The organism is Bacteriovorax sp. BAL6_X (assembly GCF_000443995.1).
Taxonomy (GTDB): domain Bacteria; phylum Bdellovibrionota; class Bacteriovoracia; order Bacteriovoracales; family Bacteriovoracaceae; genus Halobacteriovorax_A.
Genome location: NZ_AUMC01000008.1, coordinates 226,659 through 243,319 on the forward strand (window position 1 = coordinate 226,659; position 16,661 = coordinate 243,319).

13 protein-coding genes are annotated in these 16,661 nt (G+C 37.7%); 4 read left to right on the forward strand and 9 right to left on the reverse strand.

Features of this window, described 5'->3' with window-relative positions:
* Positions 1 to 109 precede the first annotated feature (109 nt).
* Complete coding sequence (locus M902_RS08455; protein ID WP_021267248.1) at positions 110 to 2,968, reverse strand: tail fiber domain-containing protein; 2,859 nt, start codon at positions 2,966 to 2,968, stop codon at positions 110 to 112.
* 189 nt (positions 2,969 to 3,157) lie between these two features.
* Here M902_RS08455 and M902_RS08460 point away from each other — a divergent pair, with 189 nt between their 5' ends.
* The gene (locus M902_RS08460; protein ID WP_021267241.1) at positions 3,158 to 4,069 is read left to right on the forward strand and encodes a hypothetical protein; all 912 of its coding nucleotides are present in this window, start codon (positions 3,158 to 3,160) and stop codon (positions 4,067 to 4,069) included.
* Here the strand turns inward: M902_RS08460 and M902_RS16510 are convergent.
* The 3 genes from M902_RS16510 to M902_RS08470 all read right to left on the reverse strand — a co-directional run bounded on the left by M902_RS16510 (position 4,066) and on the right by M902_RS08470 (position 5,602).
* Complete coding sequence (locus M902_RS16510; RefSeq protein WP_021267350.1) at positions 4,066 to 4,218, reverse strand: hypothetical protein; 153 nt, start codon at positions 4,216 to 4,218, stop codon at positions 4,066 to 4,068. The two genes, M902_RS08460 and M902_RS16510, sit on opposite strands and share 4 nt — an antisense overlap.
* A 136-nt stretch (positions 4,219 to 4,354) precedes the next feature.
* Positions 4,355 to 5,041: an FKBP-type peptidyl-prolyl cis-trans isomerase gene (locus M902_RS08465; RefSeq protein WP_021267318.1), complete on the reverse strand. Its 687-nt coding sequence runs from the start codon at positions 5,039 to 5,041 to the stop codon at positions 4,355 to 4,357.
* 90 nt (positions 5,042 to 5,131) lie between these two features.
* The gene (locus tag M902_RS08470; protein ID WP_040314533.1) at positions 5,132 to 5,602 is read right to left on the reverse strand and encodes a ribonuclease H; all 471 of its coding nucleotides are present in this window, start codon (positions 5,600 to 5,602) and stop codon (positions 5,132 to 5,134) included.
* Positions 5,603 to 5,847: 245 nt separating this feature from the next.
* Between M902_RS08470 and M902_RS08475 the strand changes: the two genes are divergently transcribed.
* The 3 genes from M902_RS08475 to M902_RS08485 all read left to right on the forward strand — a co-directional run bounded on the left by M902_RS08475 (position 5,848) and on the right by M902_RS08485 (position 13,252).
* Positions 5,848 to 6,528, forward strand: a complete 681-nt coding sequence (locus M902_RS08475; protein ID WP_021267227.1) for a M14 family murein peptide amidase A — start codon at positions 5,848 to 5,850, stop codon at positions 6,526 to 6,528.
* A gap of 389 nt (positions 6,529 to 6,917) precedes the next feature.
* Positions 6,918 to 7,757 carry a hypothetical protein gene (locus M902_RS08480; protein WP_021267315.1) on the forward strand — a complete coding sequence of 280 codons (840 nt, stop codon included), beginning with the start codon at positions 6,918 to 6,920 and terminating at the stop codon, positions 7,755 to 7,757.
* Between the two features lie 65 nt (positions 7,758 to 7,822).
* Positions 7,823 to 13,252 (forward strand): zinc-dependent metalloprotease, encoded by a 5,430-nt coding sequence (locus M902_RS08485; protein ID WP_021267157.1) that lies wholly within the window; start codon positions 7,823 to 7,825, stop codon positions 13,250 to 13,252.
* Positions 13,253 to 13,321: 69 nt separating this feature from the next.
* On the opposite strand, the gene M902_RS08490 is transcribed toward M902_RS08485, so the two are convergent.
* The 5 genes from M902_RS08490 to rbfA all read right to left on the reverse strand — a co-directional run bounded on the left by M902_RS08490 (position 13,322) and on the right by rbfA (position 16,645).
* Positions 13,322 to 13,846: a GNAT family N-acetyltransferase gene (locus M902_RS08490; protein ID WP_021267349.1), complete on the reverse strand. Its 525-nt coding sequence runs from the start codon at positions 13,844 to 13,846 to the stop codon at positions 13,322 to 13,324.
* Positions 13,847 to 14,359: a hypothetical protein gene (locus M902_RS08495; protein ID WP_021267194.1), complete on the reverse strand. Its 513-nt coding sequence runs from the start codon at positions 14,357 to 14,359 to the stop codon at positions 13,847 to 13,849.
* 68 nt (positions 14,360 to 14,427) lie between these two features.
* A complete protein-coding gene (locus M902_RS16625) occupies positions 14,428 to 15,267 on the reverse strand; it encodes a ferredoxin (protein WP_021267270.1) in 840 nt (279 codons plus the stop codon).
* Positions 15,268 to 15,320: 53 nt separating this feature from the next.
* Positions 15,321 to 16,289, reverse strand: coding sequence for a tRNA pseudouridine(55) synthase TruB (truB, locus tag M902_RS08505; RefSeq protein ID WP_021267379.1), 969 nt, complete (start codon positions 16,287 to 16,289; stop codon positions 15,321 to 15,323).
* The gene (rbfA, locus tag M902_RS08510) at positions 16,289 to 16,645 is read right to left on the reverse strand and encodes a 30S ribosome-binding factor RbfA (RefSeq protein WP_021267149.1); all 357 of its coding nucleotides are present in this window, start codon (positions 16,643 to 16,645) and stop codon (positions 16,289 to 16,291) included. The genes truB and rbfA overlap by 1 nt, the downstream gene beginning before the upstream one ends.
* Positions 16,646 to 16,661: the final 16 nt, after the last annotated feature.

Consider the following 16,661-nt stretch of genomic DNA (forward strand, 5'->3'; position numbering starts at 1 on the left):
TCAGCATTATAAAATATTGCTCTTCTTGCCTCTAGAAAGATGTGATATTGAGGACTTAGGAATAGGACGGCCAGCTAAAGCGCCTATAATAGCTGACAAACGCAATCACCTACTGACAGAACTTAAAACTTTGATTTAGTGAGCAAAGAGCTTCTCTCATTTCTTCATTCTCTTCTTTAAGCTTACTATTCTCTTCTTTTAGAGAAGCTATCTCACGTGTATTTTGAGCTACCTGAGATTCAACCCCCTCACTCATAAGTTTGAACATCGCCAAATTGCCATCGAGTTCTTTTACCGCTTCAATAAGTGGTGATACAAGTACAGCATAATCAACAGATAACCAACCATCAGCATTTTCAATAACGGCCGTTGGAAATTGTGCCTGCACATCTTGAGCAATCACACCAATCGAGTGCATCCCAGGAGATAGAGACTTCTCATTCCAGTTAAACTCAACACCTTTAAGGGCCTTTATTTTATCAAGGGCATGATCGATTTCTGTCACATTGTCTTTGAGTCTTTCATCTGAAGTACAATTCGTTGCACCAGCTCCACCTCCAAGAGTACAGTCTGTTGATCCTTGAACTCTTAGATTCCCTACGACATGAAGTTGCTCAGAAGGAGTTGTTGTACCGACACCTACACGCCCAGCGGCAGTTACAGTCATGCGGTCTGTATTTGCGGTAGATATTGTCACAGGTAGGTTTGAGCCGACTGCTCCCGCCGTATTTAAATTCCCAAGCTTGATACCGGCCCCATTATCAACCAATACTTCAAAGTTATTTAACGTCCCACCTTTAAACACAACATTATCAATTCCACCTTGAGATATAATTTTCTGTGCAGAAGTCACTTGTCCAAAAAATGCAGAGCTTGTAGTTGCATCCCCTGCAATGTTATTAACAGAGATATTACCAAAATCAACATCACCTGTTACAGTAATGTCACTATCAAAAGTAGCATTCCCCGTAACTTGTAGAGTTCCATCTACAACGGCCGCACCAGTTGTATTGAATGCGCCAGTATTTGTAAGTCCGCCTGTTGAAGTAATCCCATTGCCTTGAATTGTCCCAGTCGCCGTCAGATTTGTAGTTGAAAGGTTTCCTGAGTGTGAAAGAGTCCCTGAAACAATTGTATTACTAAATTGTGAAATGCCTGTAACGTTTAGGTTACCGGCCAATTGAGTACTACCTCCAACAACCATTTGATAACCAGAGGTATCAGAAACAGCAGTACTTCCTACAAGTAGCCTTCCATTATTAGTAAGTCTCATATTTTCTTGCTGTGTATTCGTTGTATTTGCAGTCGTATAAAAGTTCAGCTCTGTTCCAAGATTTGTTGCACTAAAATTTTCAGTCGCAGTCGAACGAATACTAGCAGTATTTACTATTCCACTACCAGTATCTCCACCAAAGTTTAAGAGACCTAGAATATCATTTGCAGTCGTCATTGAAGGTGCAGTAATAAGACCTTGTGAACTTGCGAGATTGATTGACGACTGATTGCCACCATATGAATAAAATTGTCCACTTGCATCTCCAGAATCACTACGTACATCAATTTGAGCAGTAGCATTGAATGTACCGAGATTAGATGTGTGTCCAAAAGATAAATTTCCATTTGCATCGTATAGAGCAAAGTCAGAAGATTCTGATTGGAAGGCGATATCACCAGGGCCGGAGCTACCAGCTGTAATTGTTGTTGTTCCACTATTTGTCATATTAACAGCATTAATATTGGTTATCCCCGATCCATCTCCAACAAAGTTGGCCGCTGTTACAGTTGAGGAAATATTTAAATTACCATTGACTCCCGAATTTCCATAAACATAGAAAAGATAGAGAGGATCTGGAGTACCACCAATTGATGTGCGCCCTGCTGAATCAATGAAAAACTCTGCAGAATTCCAAAAGCTAGAAGTTAAGCTATCACCATCTCCATCAACATCGATAAAGAAGTAATTCATTCCACCAATATTTGTGTTACTACCATAAACACCCATCGTAGCGTTGTGTTCTTGTCTTAAACCAAAAGATAGTGCTCTTGCCCAACTAGAGCCAAGCCCTGTACCAACATTTCCACCCACGTGTAAAAGAATACTTTCTTCCGCAGTTGTAGGCCCTGCAATATTTCCACTCACAGTTAACTTAGATGGCCCTTCATATGGATCATCAGAGATTGTTACCTTTCCACCTGAACCACTACGTCTAATATGTGAACCACTTATATCCCAAGGTCCAGCGTAACTCCCGTTACTTAATTGAAGGTCCCACTTATTCGTTGATTCATTAAAACGAATAATATCACCCGCTGTGAAAGTTTCAATATTACCATCACCATTTAAATCACCAGCAACTGGAGCAGCATCGTTAACAACATAGAAGTCCCCATTATTGACTCCGGCAACTGAAGGAGCTGTGACTCCTCCTGTATCAAGAATGAGACGTCCTAAATAGTTAGACCCACCTAGATAGTCAACAGCAACCCATGAAGCTCCGTTATACTGCAAAACTTGGCCAGCACTTGATGCCCCCAGAGAGCTTAACTTTGAATTCGTTATTGCGCCGTCTTGAATTTTACTTGTTGAGATTGAACTATTTTGAACATCAAAACTAACAGAAGTTACAGTTTGTCCGAATGCATCTGTTACAATAAGGTCATAGATAAAGCCACCAACGATTTTTAAACCATTAGGAACCCCTAACCTAACCATATTTGCTGACTTTGATAAGATATTTAAATTGATAACCTGGGGCCCATTCTTTGTTTTGACTGCACTAATCGTTGATAGATTTGTCCCATTGAGAATCAATTGGTTTGAAGAAACTTCAATAAGTGTAATCTGATGCCTCTTCGTAAGATCAGAAGTATCTGACGAGTTAGCATTATCACGGCCTGTATTACTAACAGGTTTACACGCGATAAAAAGTACAACTAAGAGAATGTAAAAAGTATCTTTAAGTTTCATATCCATAAATCCCTAATTTCATATCGGAGATTAATAAATAAAGTTAAACTATTAATATTACTATACCAAACCCCTTGGTTATCAAGAGCAAATAAGGAGTATTTGCCAATGATTTCTTTAACTTGTCATTGGTTATAAAATACTTGTATGAATAGCTTTCGAAGATTTTTGCAAACTCTACTAGTCACTATGGCATTTCTGACAGTGGCCGATCACGCCATTGCTGAAAAATACGATCTCAACACAAACTTAATTGTCATTCAAAATATTGCCAATGACGGGATGTCTTTTGTTATTCGTAAAGGAAGAGTAGATAATATTGTTAAAGGCCAAGTGTCGCTATTCTCTTCGAAGGAAATCTCTTTTACAGCTCGTGCCATCTCTATAACAAAAGAGTACTCACAGTGGATTGTTACAGACAATAATATCAGAGTACCGTTTGAGAAAGGACAAATTGTTACTGTTAACTATTCTCCGGAAAGAGTTTGGTTAGAGATTCCAAAGATTCTTGGTGATGAGAATTACAGAAAAATGCTTGCAGAAGAAGAGATGTCTCTTAAAGAAAAGCAATTTCAGCGCTACGATAATCGATTTGAATTCTTCTATGGCAAAAATCAAGGGCTGAGCGAATCAACAAGTTCTAGTACTAATAATGATGGCACGAGAACTGGGGATACATTCCAATTCAATTACGCTATTCCTATTAACCAAACATTCCAAACAACAATTGGCTTTCGCTATGACCTTGACCTACTCACTCTTCTCAACCCAAATGTTGAACAAGAAACAAAGAGAATGTTGGGAACGGCGGCCCTAAAAATATCATTCGATAATAACTGGAGCTACCGTTTTAGCTACTTTGTTTCCCTTGGAGTCGGTTTTGGTCGTTCTGAAACGAGTATCCAAGATACCGTAAGAGTAGGAAGTGCAATGCTTCTTCCATCTGTAAGTTTAGGACTTGAATACAAAGTTTCAACCTCCCAGTCACTTATCTTTAAAGCTAATTTTGATGCTATCCAATCAGATGAAGAATTTGCTGATGGCTTTCAGCAATCTACTGATCAAACAATGTTTGGGCTATCTGTTGGTTACGCCTTTTAAGTATCACCTTCACCATCGTGAGGAATTGAAGGCTTAATCAAAATCCTAATAATATAACTAAAGAACGATTCTTTCTCTCTTTTATGCTTAAAGAAAGAAGCTTCAGAAACAGGTTGTAATAATAAGGCAATCAGTAGAATTACTTTCATCTATCCCCCTAATTAGAAACAATAATGAAAGGAAAACATACAGATAATTAAATGTCACTTGATGGGACAAAAAAATAGGCCTTCATTAAGTAATCTTAAGAAGGCCTATCTATAATTTAATAAATTCGTTTTGGAATTATTTCTTTGCTGCAGGTAGAACTTCGATTAGTTCAACTTCAAAAGTAAGCGTTGCGCCACCTGGAATTGATGGAGGAGCTCCTTGATCACCATAGGCAAGCTCAGATGGAATAACTAGTTTAATTTTTCCACCTTCACCAATTAGTTGCATCCCTTCTGTCCAACCTTTAATTACTCTATTAAGTGGGAACTCGATTGGCTTATTTCTCTTATAAGATGAATCAAATTCTGTTCCATCTCTTAAAGTACCTTTATAATGAACTTTTACTGTATCAGTTTCAGCTGGCTTCTTAGCAGAACCCGCTTCAATGATCTTATAAGCTAGGCCAGACTCAGTTTTCTTCGCACCTTCTTTAGCTACGAAATCAGCAAGAAATTTTGCACCAGCATCTTTTTCAGTCTTAGATACTTCACTCATTCTTTGATTTACGATATCTCTAAATTTGAATGCAAATTGTCTTGTATCAATATCAGTTGCATCCTTAGTCATACCGTCACGAACACCCTGAATTAGGTTATTCATTTCTCTTTCAGTAAGTTTAAAGTCTTTAAACCTTTTTCCGTAAACATGCCCAACTGAATAAAATATCTTATCATTTTCAGTCTCAGGCTTTACTTCAGCTTTCTTACCGCATGAAACAAATAGTAATGGCGCAATTGCCATTGTTGCTAGTAGTTTCTTCATTTAACATCCTTTGTCTAAATTTATTGAAGTCTAGTTACAAATTAATATTTATCTTAATAGATTAAAGTGGTTTAGTCTGCTTTTCAAGCCTTAAATATTTTCATCCATGGCCTTATTGGCCAACATATCGCAATGCTCATTTTGTGGATGACCACTATGTCCTTTTACCCATCGAAATTGTAAATTTGAAAAACGGCCAACTATTTCATCAAAGCTCTGCCAAAGCTCAATATTTTCTGGAGTTTTTTTGTCCGCTTTTTTCCAACCACGTGCCTTCCAACCAGGAACCCATTTCGAAATTCCATCAACAACATATTTCGAGTCACTATAAAGGAAGGCCGCATGACTGTTATCAAGCCCCATTTCTTCTAGTTCATTCTCTAATGACTTTAGTGATTCAATGGCACCAGTAAGCTCCATGCGGTTATTAGTCGTTTGAAACTCAAAGCCAGAACTTTCAAAGAAGACCACGCCTTCAGGATTTTGTCCCATTGCACCCCATGCACCAGGACCAGGATTTCCACGGCAACCGCCATCACTATAAACAGTATATGCCCCCATTGCTTCCATAGGGATACTGAAGTGGCCATTTCCACTTGTAACACCATTTTCAACATCTTCAAGTAGATCAACGCTTTCTCTTAATTGAGCAATTGCATCATGATCGTCTTGCGTATCGAGAACGCTTTCCAAATATTCTAAAGTTTTTAGTATGCTTTTCTTTTTCATTACTTAAGGATTCCTTTTTAAAGTCATAAGTATAAATCTTCATTTACAAAAAAGGAAACTTCCACCACAATTTCTTTATGGAATTTATAAAATTAGAGTCAGGTAAAACAGTTAACAATCTTGAAATCGAAGCTTTTAAAAATAAAGTTGATTCATCTCGCTTTATCTACATCATGGCAGGAGTTCACGGAGATGAGATCGAGGGAGTTCACTGCTTAAAAGAAATTTTTTCGTGGCTTAAAAACGAAGTAGAGATTGATCTACCTTTAGTTGTAATTCCAATTGTTAATATTGATGGTGTTAATGCTGGCACACGTGTTAATGCCAACGGCGTAGACCTAAACCGTAACCTTCCTACTCAGAGTTGGGAGGGTGATTTTGAAGAGGCCAAGTACAACCCAGGAGTGGCACCTTTGAGTGAGCCTGAAAATCAATATCTAGACAAACTCTTTAAAGAGTATCCACCGGCCTTTATCTTATCTATTCATTCATGGAAGCCAATCGTAAACTACAATGGTGACTGTAAGGATGTTGCGCAACTTTTGGCCAGGCACAATAAATATCCTATAGCAGATGATATCGGCTACCCAACTCCAGGTTCACTTGGAACATATGGCAGTGTCGATCTCGCAGCACCTGTGCTCACATTTGAATGTCCAACTATCGACACAGGAATCACTGTCGAAGAAGTATGGCAAGAAAATGAAGCCGGTTTCAAAGAGATGATCACTTCAGGAATTCTGAAACGATTCCTTTAAAAGTTAATTTACTCTTCTTAAACAAAATTAACTTATCTTCGCTAGCGTCCAATCCGTTAATAAGGCATATTTAAAATGAGAGTGCTGCATAGCGGCGCCCATGTTTAAAATTTGGTACAACAATCATTTAGGCCCTAATATCCCTCATAATCCCTCTCTCTTTTGGGCCTAAGTGTAATCGGAGGCCGTCCCACGGCCTCCCTTTATATCCCCTAAAATATCGTCAACTTCCTAAACGGCCCTATAGATTTTCCAAAGTCGGCGTCTTAGACCTCCTATTGTTATATATTTACTTCAAATGCGAACTCGTCCGAAACTGAACAAATGGCATACTATTTGCATCAAGTATTAGACGAATATCATTTTCAGGAACGAAAAAAGGAGACAGAGTGACACCATTTAAGTGTATCTCATTAATTTTACTAGCACTTACAACAACATCTGTTGTTGCCCAAAGTAGCACTAGTAATATCCAAGGTGTCAAAAAAGCACCGGGTGCGACTAGAAATTGGTCAGCTAGAATTGATACAACAGTTTCAAGAGACTTATTAAAGACTTCTGAAGCGAATCATTATAGTGGAATGTATAACTCATTTCGTTTCAATATTATTACAGATAAAGGTAGCTTCGCCGCTAAAACAACAGTATCAAAAGACTTTGTTGATGAGCGAAAAAGTAGAATCAGTGATACGTCTGTATCCTTTACTAGAAAGGCTTCTCAGCCATTTGATGGAGTTGTTTCTTTTGGTACAGCATCAATAAAACTACCAACAAGTAAAGTTTCGAGAAAATATTCTAACCTTCAAGCAGGAATTAGCTTAAGTGAAGGCCTATCAATAGCCGATAGTGTTATTGGGATTAAGGACCTATCTGCATTAGTTATTCTTGGTGCATCCAAGAACTTCCATGAGTACGAAACATCTATGACTGGAAGCTCAAATACTTCATATAGTCTTTCATCAATTGCATATCTGACATATAGCATGTCGGATGAGCTATACCTATCTCTTGGAGGAACATATATGAAAGGTTGGACATATCAGAACAATACAAAAGATGCTTATTCGTTCTCTCAAGCTATTGGTTATAGCTTTGGCCCTAAATACAACCTAGAGATAGGTCATGAATTTGGAGGAACTCCCCTATCTCCGGATGGGAAGAAGGTTGAGATCGATTTATTTGATGAAAGAGATTCATCAGTATATGCCTCACTAACAATAAAAATATAGAACACGCATAACGAATACAAAGAGAATAAAGAACAAATGACAAAAAGAACAAAGGTAGATGGAAAATGAAAATCAAAAATGAAAACAAATTTGGAATGCTTAGAGGCCTTACACATGCATTCGCATTGGCCGCGATTCTTTCAAGTTGTGCAAAGACTCTTCCGGACAAAGAGCCTGATTTTGCTCAAGAAAGCTATCGTACAAAGAATTCTGTAACTTCAGCTAAGCTTGTAGTTGAAGCAATTGCTGTTGCAACTCAAGAAGAACTTTCTAAAAATAGAATTTCGACAGACTTAATTGACACAAGTGTTGGTAGTGAAGCAAAGACTCTTTACTCAACTCAAATCGTTAATTCTAATGATAAAACTTATAATGTTCTTGTAAAAGATCTTCTAGTTTTTGCAGAGAAAGAAGGTCAGAAATTTGAAATCACATTTGATCTAACGACAAACTACCTAGTAGCATACATAGCTCCAGCAGACACTAGTGCAAAAGCTTTTAGTGCTTCAAATAAGATTATTCGCGATGTTCTTCCAGTTAAAGCTTCTAAGCTTGACCGCATTCCACTATTTCAATATGGCGTTGACTTCTACCAAAGAGAAAATGTTAAAAACGACCTTGATGAAAAAACAAGACATATCAGATATATTGAAAAAGATCGTTCTGAATCAACTCACTACAAAGTTGATTACCTAATCGAAAACAGAACTTACACAGGTGTTTTCGGAATGGATCAAAAAGAGATCGCGACTATCTACCGTCGTGATAAAGTTGAAAGTAACCTATTCACAGTAGGCCAACTTGAAGATCGTATCCTTAATAATGAAAATGCTTTCACTACTTCAAAGCATGATGGTCACGTATTTGATAACAAAGACCTAATAAAGGTTATTCTTGATGACAATGAAAGTAAGGCATACTTTGCACGTGTTATTAAGAAAGAAAATCTAACTGACAATGAAGAACAACTAGTTCGTGCAGAAAGATTCAACCTACTATTTTCAAGATGTGACGCGGATACTGCACAAAGAGCAAAGATCGCTCTTGATAACTGTTTCCTACGCTCAGAGATCTCTGAAAAAATTAAGTACGTAAAATTCAAGTACGATATCGATGATAATGATGAAGTTTTAGCTGAAACAAAAATCTCTTCAAGCACTGTTGCTGAAGATGCAAAATTCATTCAACTAGAAAAAGATTCTCAACCTGAAGAGATTTACCCAACAGAAATTAGAAATGAGCTATCAACTGCTTGGTTAAAGCTTGAAAAATTTAAGAATCAAGAATTTACTTTTAGAAGAGTTTTAGAAGACTCTCCAAATATTTTCAATTATAGCTTTGCAGGTTCTAAAGCAACTTTCCACGTGGAAATCGTTAAGTTCCACTTTGAGCCAGGACGTGTTCTTGTTAAAAGGTCAAAACCGCTTCTTGATAAAACAGGATCAACAAATCTTGATACAGAGCCTTTACTAGCATTTGAAGCTGAATACTTCCGTGAAAGTAAGAATGACAAAGGTGGTATCGTCTACGTTCCAGCAAGTCACAATGATGAAAGAGCTATTGCTGTTGTAAACCTTGGTAACGACCAAATTGGTGATGTTCTTACATCACTAGACCCTTACCTAATGAGTGTTTGTGGAGGCGGAAAGGCCCACGGACTGACAGAGGTAAGAGATATCGTACAGGTTGTTGATGGAAAAGATGATTTCCTTAACTTCTCTACTCAATCAACTTATAAAAAAGGTAACCTATTTAATTGTGCTGACTTTGGTGGAGATTACTGGGGACAACAGAATGAAACGATGACTTTCAAAGAAAGAACAACTTTCATGAAGTACAATCAAGAGTTCGAAGAGCCAGAGCAAAATCTTTCTTACGAAGTACAAAAGAAGTTTAACTTTGGTCTATTCACAGGTTCTAAGCTAGTTCCAAAAGGATACACTGAGCAAACTCGTGACTTTGATACAACTGTAGATCTACCAATGGTATTTGATATCAGAAATGGTAAGAATATCGAGTACGTTCTAACAGGGATTCCATCAAATAAATACGACAAAGATGGAAAACTAGTTAGAAAGTTAACTCAAACAGAACTTGATCTAAGAAATAAAATTATCGTTTCTTCTCAAAAAGTTATTGATGATATCAACCTAGGTTTCAAGCGTGCATTCAAAGGTACTCAATACGAAGGGCGTGGTGATGTTATCACTCTTAAGATTGAAAAAGATGATTCAATTCCAGCTGGAACAAAGAACCTTTCTCTAACTCACAATCTTGATGGTGAGTCACGTTCAGTAAATATCGAAGTTGTGGAAAAAACTCACTTAGGAGATCTACAACGTAACCATATCTACTGGGTAGAAAAAGCTACTTCAAGTTCAATTATTGGTCTTGGAGGTCCATCGTTTAACCCAAGAAACGGTGTTGTTGAATCAGCTTCTGTTTACCTATACGGTGGTAACATGAAGTCTTCAATTAACTGGATGGTTGATAAAGCGATCGCAGAGAAGAACTTTGTTAAGAATATTACTCCAACTAAAGAGCTTCAAAAACTTGCAGATGAGCTTAACAAGAAAGCAATTGAAGATGCTCTAGCAGAGCACAAGGCAAAGACTCAAGCAGCAGGACAAGCGACTCAAGTTGCTAACACAGATGAAGTAGAAGTTGAAATTGAAGGTGAAACAGTAACTCAAAGCTCGAAGAAAGCTGAGATGAAATCTCACCGTCACGGTGTTGCTCACACTAACTTAAAGAGCAATCTACTTAATACAATTAAGCGTCCAAATATGGCCTCACAGATGGGGAAAATCAAAGATGCTCACCGTCTAATGAAGAATGATTTTAGAGCTAGCTCATTTGATAAAGATGAAGTTCTTTCTAACTTCACAAGAGCTAACCAAAAAGAGGCAAAAGCAGTACATGCTGCTTGGCAAGCAATTGCTAATAAGGACGACGTTGCACTACAAGCAGCAATTCACGGTGACAACTCAATTGAGGCCCTTCAAGCGAAGATCAAGCATTCAATGGAGTACGATACTAAGGGTAATAAAAACCCTATTTGTAACCACGAAACAGCTGAGTTTGCACTTAGTAACCTTGCTAAGAACTACGATGTTCTTGAAATGGCAAAAACTGACGAAGGAAAGAATGACATTCTAATTGATATCTGGATGCCAACTCTTGCACACGAGATCGGACACAACCTTGGTCTACGTCACAACTTCGTTGGTTCATTTGATAAGAAGAACTGGGTATTCCCAGGAGAGAAAGAAGCAAAGAGAACTTCATCTTCAGTTATGGACTACACAATTGATGACCACGCTACTTACGATGGTCTAGCTCCATACGATGTATACGCACTACGTGCAGCTTATACAGGAATGGTAGAACTTGAAGGATATACTAACTCGAAAAAGACATCAATTGAGATCAATGGTGTTGACGTTAAGGTATCTTCTGTTGAATCTGAATTTGAACCAGGTCTATACTACCACCTAGTAAGAATTAAAGATGTCATTGATGCACTTGTTGGTGAAAATGGTAACCCTGCAAATATCTCTAAGCATAGACTTATGGCAGAAGCAGGCCTTAAGAGAATCAGATTCTGTTCAGATGAGGACGCAGGAAACTCTCCTCAGTGTAACAGACACGACTTTGGTTCATCTTTTGAAGAAATCGTTGATTACCAAATTGCAGACTACCGTCAGATGTACGAGTATATCTACTTCCCAGGAAAGCGTAAGCAGTTCTATGGTGGAGCAGCATTTGGTTGGCTAATGGATAAATTCTATAAGTTAAGAATGATGAACGAAGAAGTATTCTATCACCTAATTTATACTCCTGAGTTGTACTCTCAAGCAGATCAAGCAACTCATGATGCAACAACTAACGACCTAGTAAATGGTGTAATCAAGTCACTATTCTTCCTACAGTCAGTAGTTGCGACTCCAGATATCACTCCAGGAGCTGGGCTTGATACTGAAGCACAAAGAAATAAGAGATTTGTTTCGACTCTAGTTCCAACTCAAACTGAGGTTACAGCTGATGATGGAACAGTTCTACAAGTAGCGACTCAAAAACCAATGGTTGTAGAAACAAAGTGGAATGAAGCAATCTCACTTGATAGTGATTCATATAGAGCGAAAAACCGTGGTGTTGAATATGATAAAGCAGCAGCTCTAATTGCACTTACAGAGTCTGAGTCGTACTCATACAAGTACCGTTCAAACTCTCTAAGAATTCCATACCAGTTACTAGAGCAGTACCTGTTTGGAATTGATATTAAGGATTCAATTGTACAATCAACAATTGGAGAAGTTCTTTCTGGTCAAGTTACTCCACTAGTATATGACCCAGCAATAGGACGTAATATCCCACTAACTAATGGAGCCTTCAGCGTTGAAGTTGGTGAAGTTGAAACTAACTATGCTGCTATCGGTGGTCTAGTTTACGGTAATATTGATACATTTGAACAAACAGCTAACCCTGCACGTGCATTTTGGGTAAATCATATTTCTCAAAGAGATCTACTTACTGAGACTTTCGAGCACGAAGGGCAAACTTACCAAATCCCAGAGGATTATGTAGCTGAGAAAACTGATATCAGAAAAGCATATGTACCTTATGCACAAGACTCATATGTAGCTGGTAACGTTATCCAGAAAGCAAGTATGATGCAGTTAATTTCTCACGATGAGCGTTGGTCAACATTCTTTGAAGAATGGGAAAAGGCGCAAATTGAAGGGCTTCAACTTGCACAAACTCCAGCAGCACAAGATGCAACTGAAGATACAATGAAAGCTCAAAAGACCGAGCTTGAAATGGCAGCTGCTCTTGGAAATGCAGCAACAATTAAATCAGAGATGCAGAAATACTTCGCTCAAATTAATGCTCTTCTTGCTTCACAAGATCAAAAAGAGATGATTGCAGGATTCCTTGCTCAAAGAGCACTTATTAAGCAAGCTGGTTCTTACTTTGTATCAGCTCAGTTTACAGTAATGATGAATGATATTGGCCTTGAAGGTGTAACACTAGACTACATCAACCAAGTTCTAAGTCAGGCAATCGTACCAATCGCTTTTGAAGCAGAAGCATGTCGTCTTGCAGACCAGTACTGTTCAACGGTTGATATGATTCAAATGGCGAAAACAGGAAATAAGGATAGATACTTAGATAATAAGATCACTAACCTTCTGAATAACTTCTCAATGCCTTCAGTTAATGACCAAGGTCAAGTTGAGTTATTCGCACCAGTTATTACTAAGATTATCCAAGGTCTTAATAATAACGAACAAATCAAGCTAGGAGATGTTTTCTTAAGAGATATTCAAGAAAACAGCTTCGCTCAGATTCAACAAATGGATCAGCTTGTTGGTGAAGCTATGACGAAAATGAAAGTTACTAAAGACGTTGATAGCTTCTATGGAGATATGAAAAGAAACGTAAAACTTCTTGGATTATACTTCAGAATGATTAACCCGATGGAAGGAAAATAATCCAAACCATCTACCAATTAAATTGTCATTTAATGAGAAACCCGCCCTGTCCAGGCGGGTTTCTTCATATTAGAGATCGATCCAAAACCTCATCTTCTTCACACCGTCAACTTCAATAATATTCTCAAGCTCTCCGCCATTCTTGCGAATCGTCTTCTCTGATCCAATATTACCTTCATCACAAGTAACAAGAACCTTTTTAAGGCCCTTAATATTGTTTCTAACGAAGTTTAAAGACTCTGCAAGGATTTGAGTCGCATAACCTTGATTGCGGAAATTAGGGCATACTCCGTAACCAATATGGCCACCAACCTTTAAAAGATGATCATTTAATTCAAAGCGAATTGAAGTACGACCTACAATTTTCCCCTCTTCATTGAAGGCAAAAAGTAATGCAGCAGGCACATGCTCTTTAGGGATATGGTGTCCCTTAGCAAAACTTGGTGCAACTTCAACATAAGTTTGAAAGTCCTTATTTGCGATACTTTCCCAGTAGTGAACAAAGTCGAAATTTTCCTCCCACACTTCGTTAAAGGCCATGAGAAATTCAGCTTCATCCACTGATTGTAAGTACCTTAGAATAACCTTACTCATCTAAACATCTCCCATTAATAATTCACAACTTGCTAAGTAAATATCGGCCTGTAGACAACGATCTTTATTTCTAAGGAGCTGATTTAGCTCTTCAATATTAGCTGATTTTATCAAGTGAGTTGAGGCTCTATTTTCGGTAATAGCAACTTCACCGGTAAAGACTACTGCTGCAGAGATTGGATGTGGAAAGTACTCTCGTAACGGTGAATCGTACTTATCATCTAGGATCCAGTGTCCAAGTTTGTTGATACTTTTAACACTTATGCCTAGTTCAAGACCTAACATTCTCTCTAGGCCAAAAATAACACTTTCACCATCCTTAAGTTCACCACCAGGATAATCAAGCTTACCACTGTCTTTAACGAGGTATAACCATTCATTACCAACCTTTGGTACAAAGAAAACATTGGTTATAAGAGATTCATCAATAGCTTCTTCTGTTAAGAAAAAGCTACGCTTAAAATGCTCATTATTAACTGGTTTTAAAAGAGTAGAATACTTAGTCTTATCCATAAGAAAAGTATAACAGAAAGGCCCTCAAAAGAGGGCCCTAATATAAATTGAAAAATTTTTAATTTAAGTTATGCTTTATTGAATTTGATAACTTCTGTTGGACAAGCTTCAGCGGCCTCAAGAATTAGAAGTCCATTATCAAGTGGTGCATCTGGACGAATAATACAGTTAGTATCAGTAACTTCAAATACTTCAGGATAGATACCTTCACAAGCGTTACAAACGATACAACCTTCATCGATCCAAACTTTAGAAACTGCAAAGTTTTCTTGAGCAGGAGCACCTGCACCAGCAGCACCAGCGAATTCACCAGCAAATTGTGGATTAGCAGAAATTCTTAGACCTACAGGAATATCTCCTTGAGGAATTGAATCTGCAATAAATGAACGAGTTGTTTGGTGATAGAACATCTTTGGTTTTACATAACCATATTTCTCATTGAATGACTCAACAGTATTCTCAGCACCACGGAAAGCTTCAATAAATTTACGTCCCTTCATAGTACGAGATTGTGTAAGGCCATCTTTAGACTTAAGCTCAATTTCTACAGTTGAAGAATCAAGATTCTCAAGTTCTAAAATTTCTTTAAAAGCTGGGCCCATTTTAACTTCGACACCAAAGTCTGAATCTTGAACAGCAAAGTCACTTGAAACAGTAATTTGCGTCTTCTTACCAAATGGATTAAATAGCCTAACAACAACATGATTGAATTTTGCAGGCTCTCTCGAATTATTCCAACGGTAACCAAAAGCAAAACTTTCATCGCTTGAAGATTTTAAAACTTCAAACTTCGACTTCCCAAATAGGAAGAAGAATGAACCTGAAAGAAGGCTTAAAACACCTAGTTGGACAACCATCCCTGTTACAACTAATAATGCAATAGCTAATGCAATTAAAGTAGTATTCACTTTATCTCCTTAAATTTCACTTGTAATTTCCTAGAGTATAGCACGAATTAAAATTATTCGTCTAAGGAATTACACATAGTTAAATCGATTTTATCTAACGCGGCAGGACTAAATCCTACACAACTTTTAATTAGGCCACCATTAGCAACAGCAAGTCCAAGTGTTTGATTTTGCGATCTTATCCAATAGTGTCCATCGGCCAAGTCCATCTTTAATGTTTGGCCATTTATAAATCGAAGCGCACTGGCCTCATCTAATTCCAATTTTTCAAAGCCAATGAGCTCAGTAATTGGGTTTGTATAATTCAATAAAAAATCATTAGCACTAAAATCTTCATCATCAAATATCGATAAATCAATGCTATTCTCTAAGTTAATGCCGGCCGAATTAGTTCGTCTTAGATCTTCTAGAGCGCCTCTTGTTCCAAGCTTCTTAGCAAGATCATCAAAGAGAACGCGTATATAAGTTCCAGAGGAAACACAAACTCGAAAAGTGACTTTACGTCCTTGAACTTCTAAAAGTTCAACTTCATGAATTATTCTTTCTACTGGTGGTTTTTCAATAAAGACACCTTCACGGGCCCACTCATGAAGTGCCTTACCTTCATGCTTAGTAGCAGAAAAGGCCGGTGGGCTTTGCATATATGAACCGACAAATGACTTAAGTTCTTTATTTACATCGTCAAAGCTTACTTCAGAAAATTCTAACTCTTCAATCGTTCCTTCTTGCGTATCAAAGTCCCCTGTTGGAGAATTTATACCGAGGACTCCCGTTGCTATATATTCTTTAGAATCAATTTGAGTGTATTGATTGAGTCTTGTCGCAGGCCCAATACCAATAACTAAAAGACCTGTTGCAAATGGATCAAGAGTTCCAAAGTGACCGATCTTTCCAATATTTTTAGGAAGGTTTCTTTTAAAGCGTCTTATCACATCAAATGAAGTCATCCCTTTCGGTTTATCGACTTTAAAAAAGAAAGGCCCAAAGATTGGGCCTTTAAATTTCTTATTTCTTGAAGCCATTAGAAAGACTTTCCTTTATCTTTTTCAGATTGCAGAAGTTTTTCAATTTCCTGCTCATCTTCAAACTGAGAATCATATTCAGCAGTTAAAGAAGGCGTATGCCTTACCTGTAAAGTCTTAGCAAGGTGGCTTCTGATCTTACCTAAAGAAGTGTCCATTGCCTTAGCAATATCACCTCTTTTGGCCGGATCAAAAGTATCCCAAAATAACTTTGCCGTAGAAAAGTCAGGGCTTATTTCAACTTTTGTAATCGAACAAAAAGTAAACGCTGAATTATCTAATCCACGACGAAGTAATTGATTTACTTCATTTTTAATCTGTTCTTCATACTGAAGTTTTTTCTTATTGCCACTCATGACATCTCCAACCGAA

Bases quoted from the DNA above. Each gene is read 5' to 3' on its own strand.
- M902_RS08455 (WP_021267248.1), bottom strand. From the start codon at position 2,968: ATGAAACTTAAAGATACTTTTTACATTCTCTTAGTTGTACTTTTTATC.
- M902_RS08460 (WP_021267241.1), top strand. From the start codon at position 3,158: ATGGCATTTCTGACAGTGGCCGATCACGCCATTGCTGAAAAATACGAT.
- M902_RS16510 (WP_021267350.1), bottom strand. From the start codon at position 4,218: ATGAAAGTAATTCTACTGATTGCCTTATTATTACAACCTGTTTCTGAA.
- M902_RS08465 (WP_021267318.1), bottom strand. From the start codon at position 5,041: ATGAAGAAACTACTAGCAACAATGGCAATTGCGCCATTACTATTTGTT.
- M902_RS08470 (WP_040314533.1), bottom strand. From the start codon at position 5,602: ATGGGGGCATATACTGTTTATAGTGATGGCGGTTGCCGTGGAAATCCT.
- M902_RS08475 (WP_021267227.1), top strand. From the start codon at position 5,848: ATGGAATTTATAAAATTAGAGTCAGGTAAAACAGTTAACAATCTTGAA.
- M902_RS08485 (WP_021267157.1), top strand. From the start codon at position 7,823: ATGAAAATCAAAAATGAAAACAAATTTGGAATGCTTAGAGGCCTTACA.
- M902_RS08490 (WP_021267349.1), bottom strand. From the start codon at position 13,846: ATGAGTAAGGTTATTCTAAGGTACTTACAATCAGTGGATGAAGCTGAA.
- M902_RS08495 (WP_021267194.1), bottom strand. From the start codon at position 14,359: ATGGATAAGACTAAGTATTCTACTCTTTTAAAACCAGTTAATAATGAG.
- truB (WP_021267379.1), bottom strand. From the start codon at position 16,289: ATGGCTTCAAGAAATAAGAAATTTAAAGGCCCAATCTTTGGGCCTTTC.
- rbfA (WP_021267149.1), bottom strand. From the start codon at position 16,645: ATGAGTGGCAATAAGAAAAAACTTCAGTATGAAGAACAGATTAAAAAT.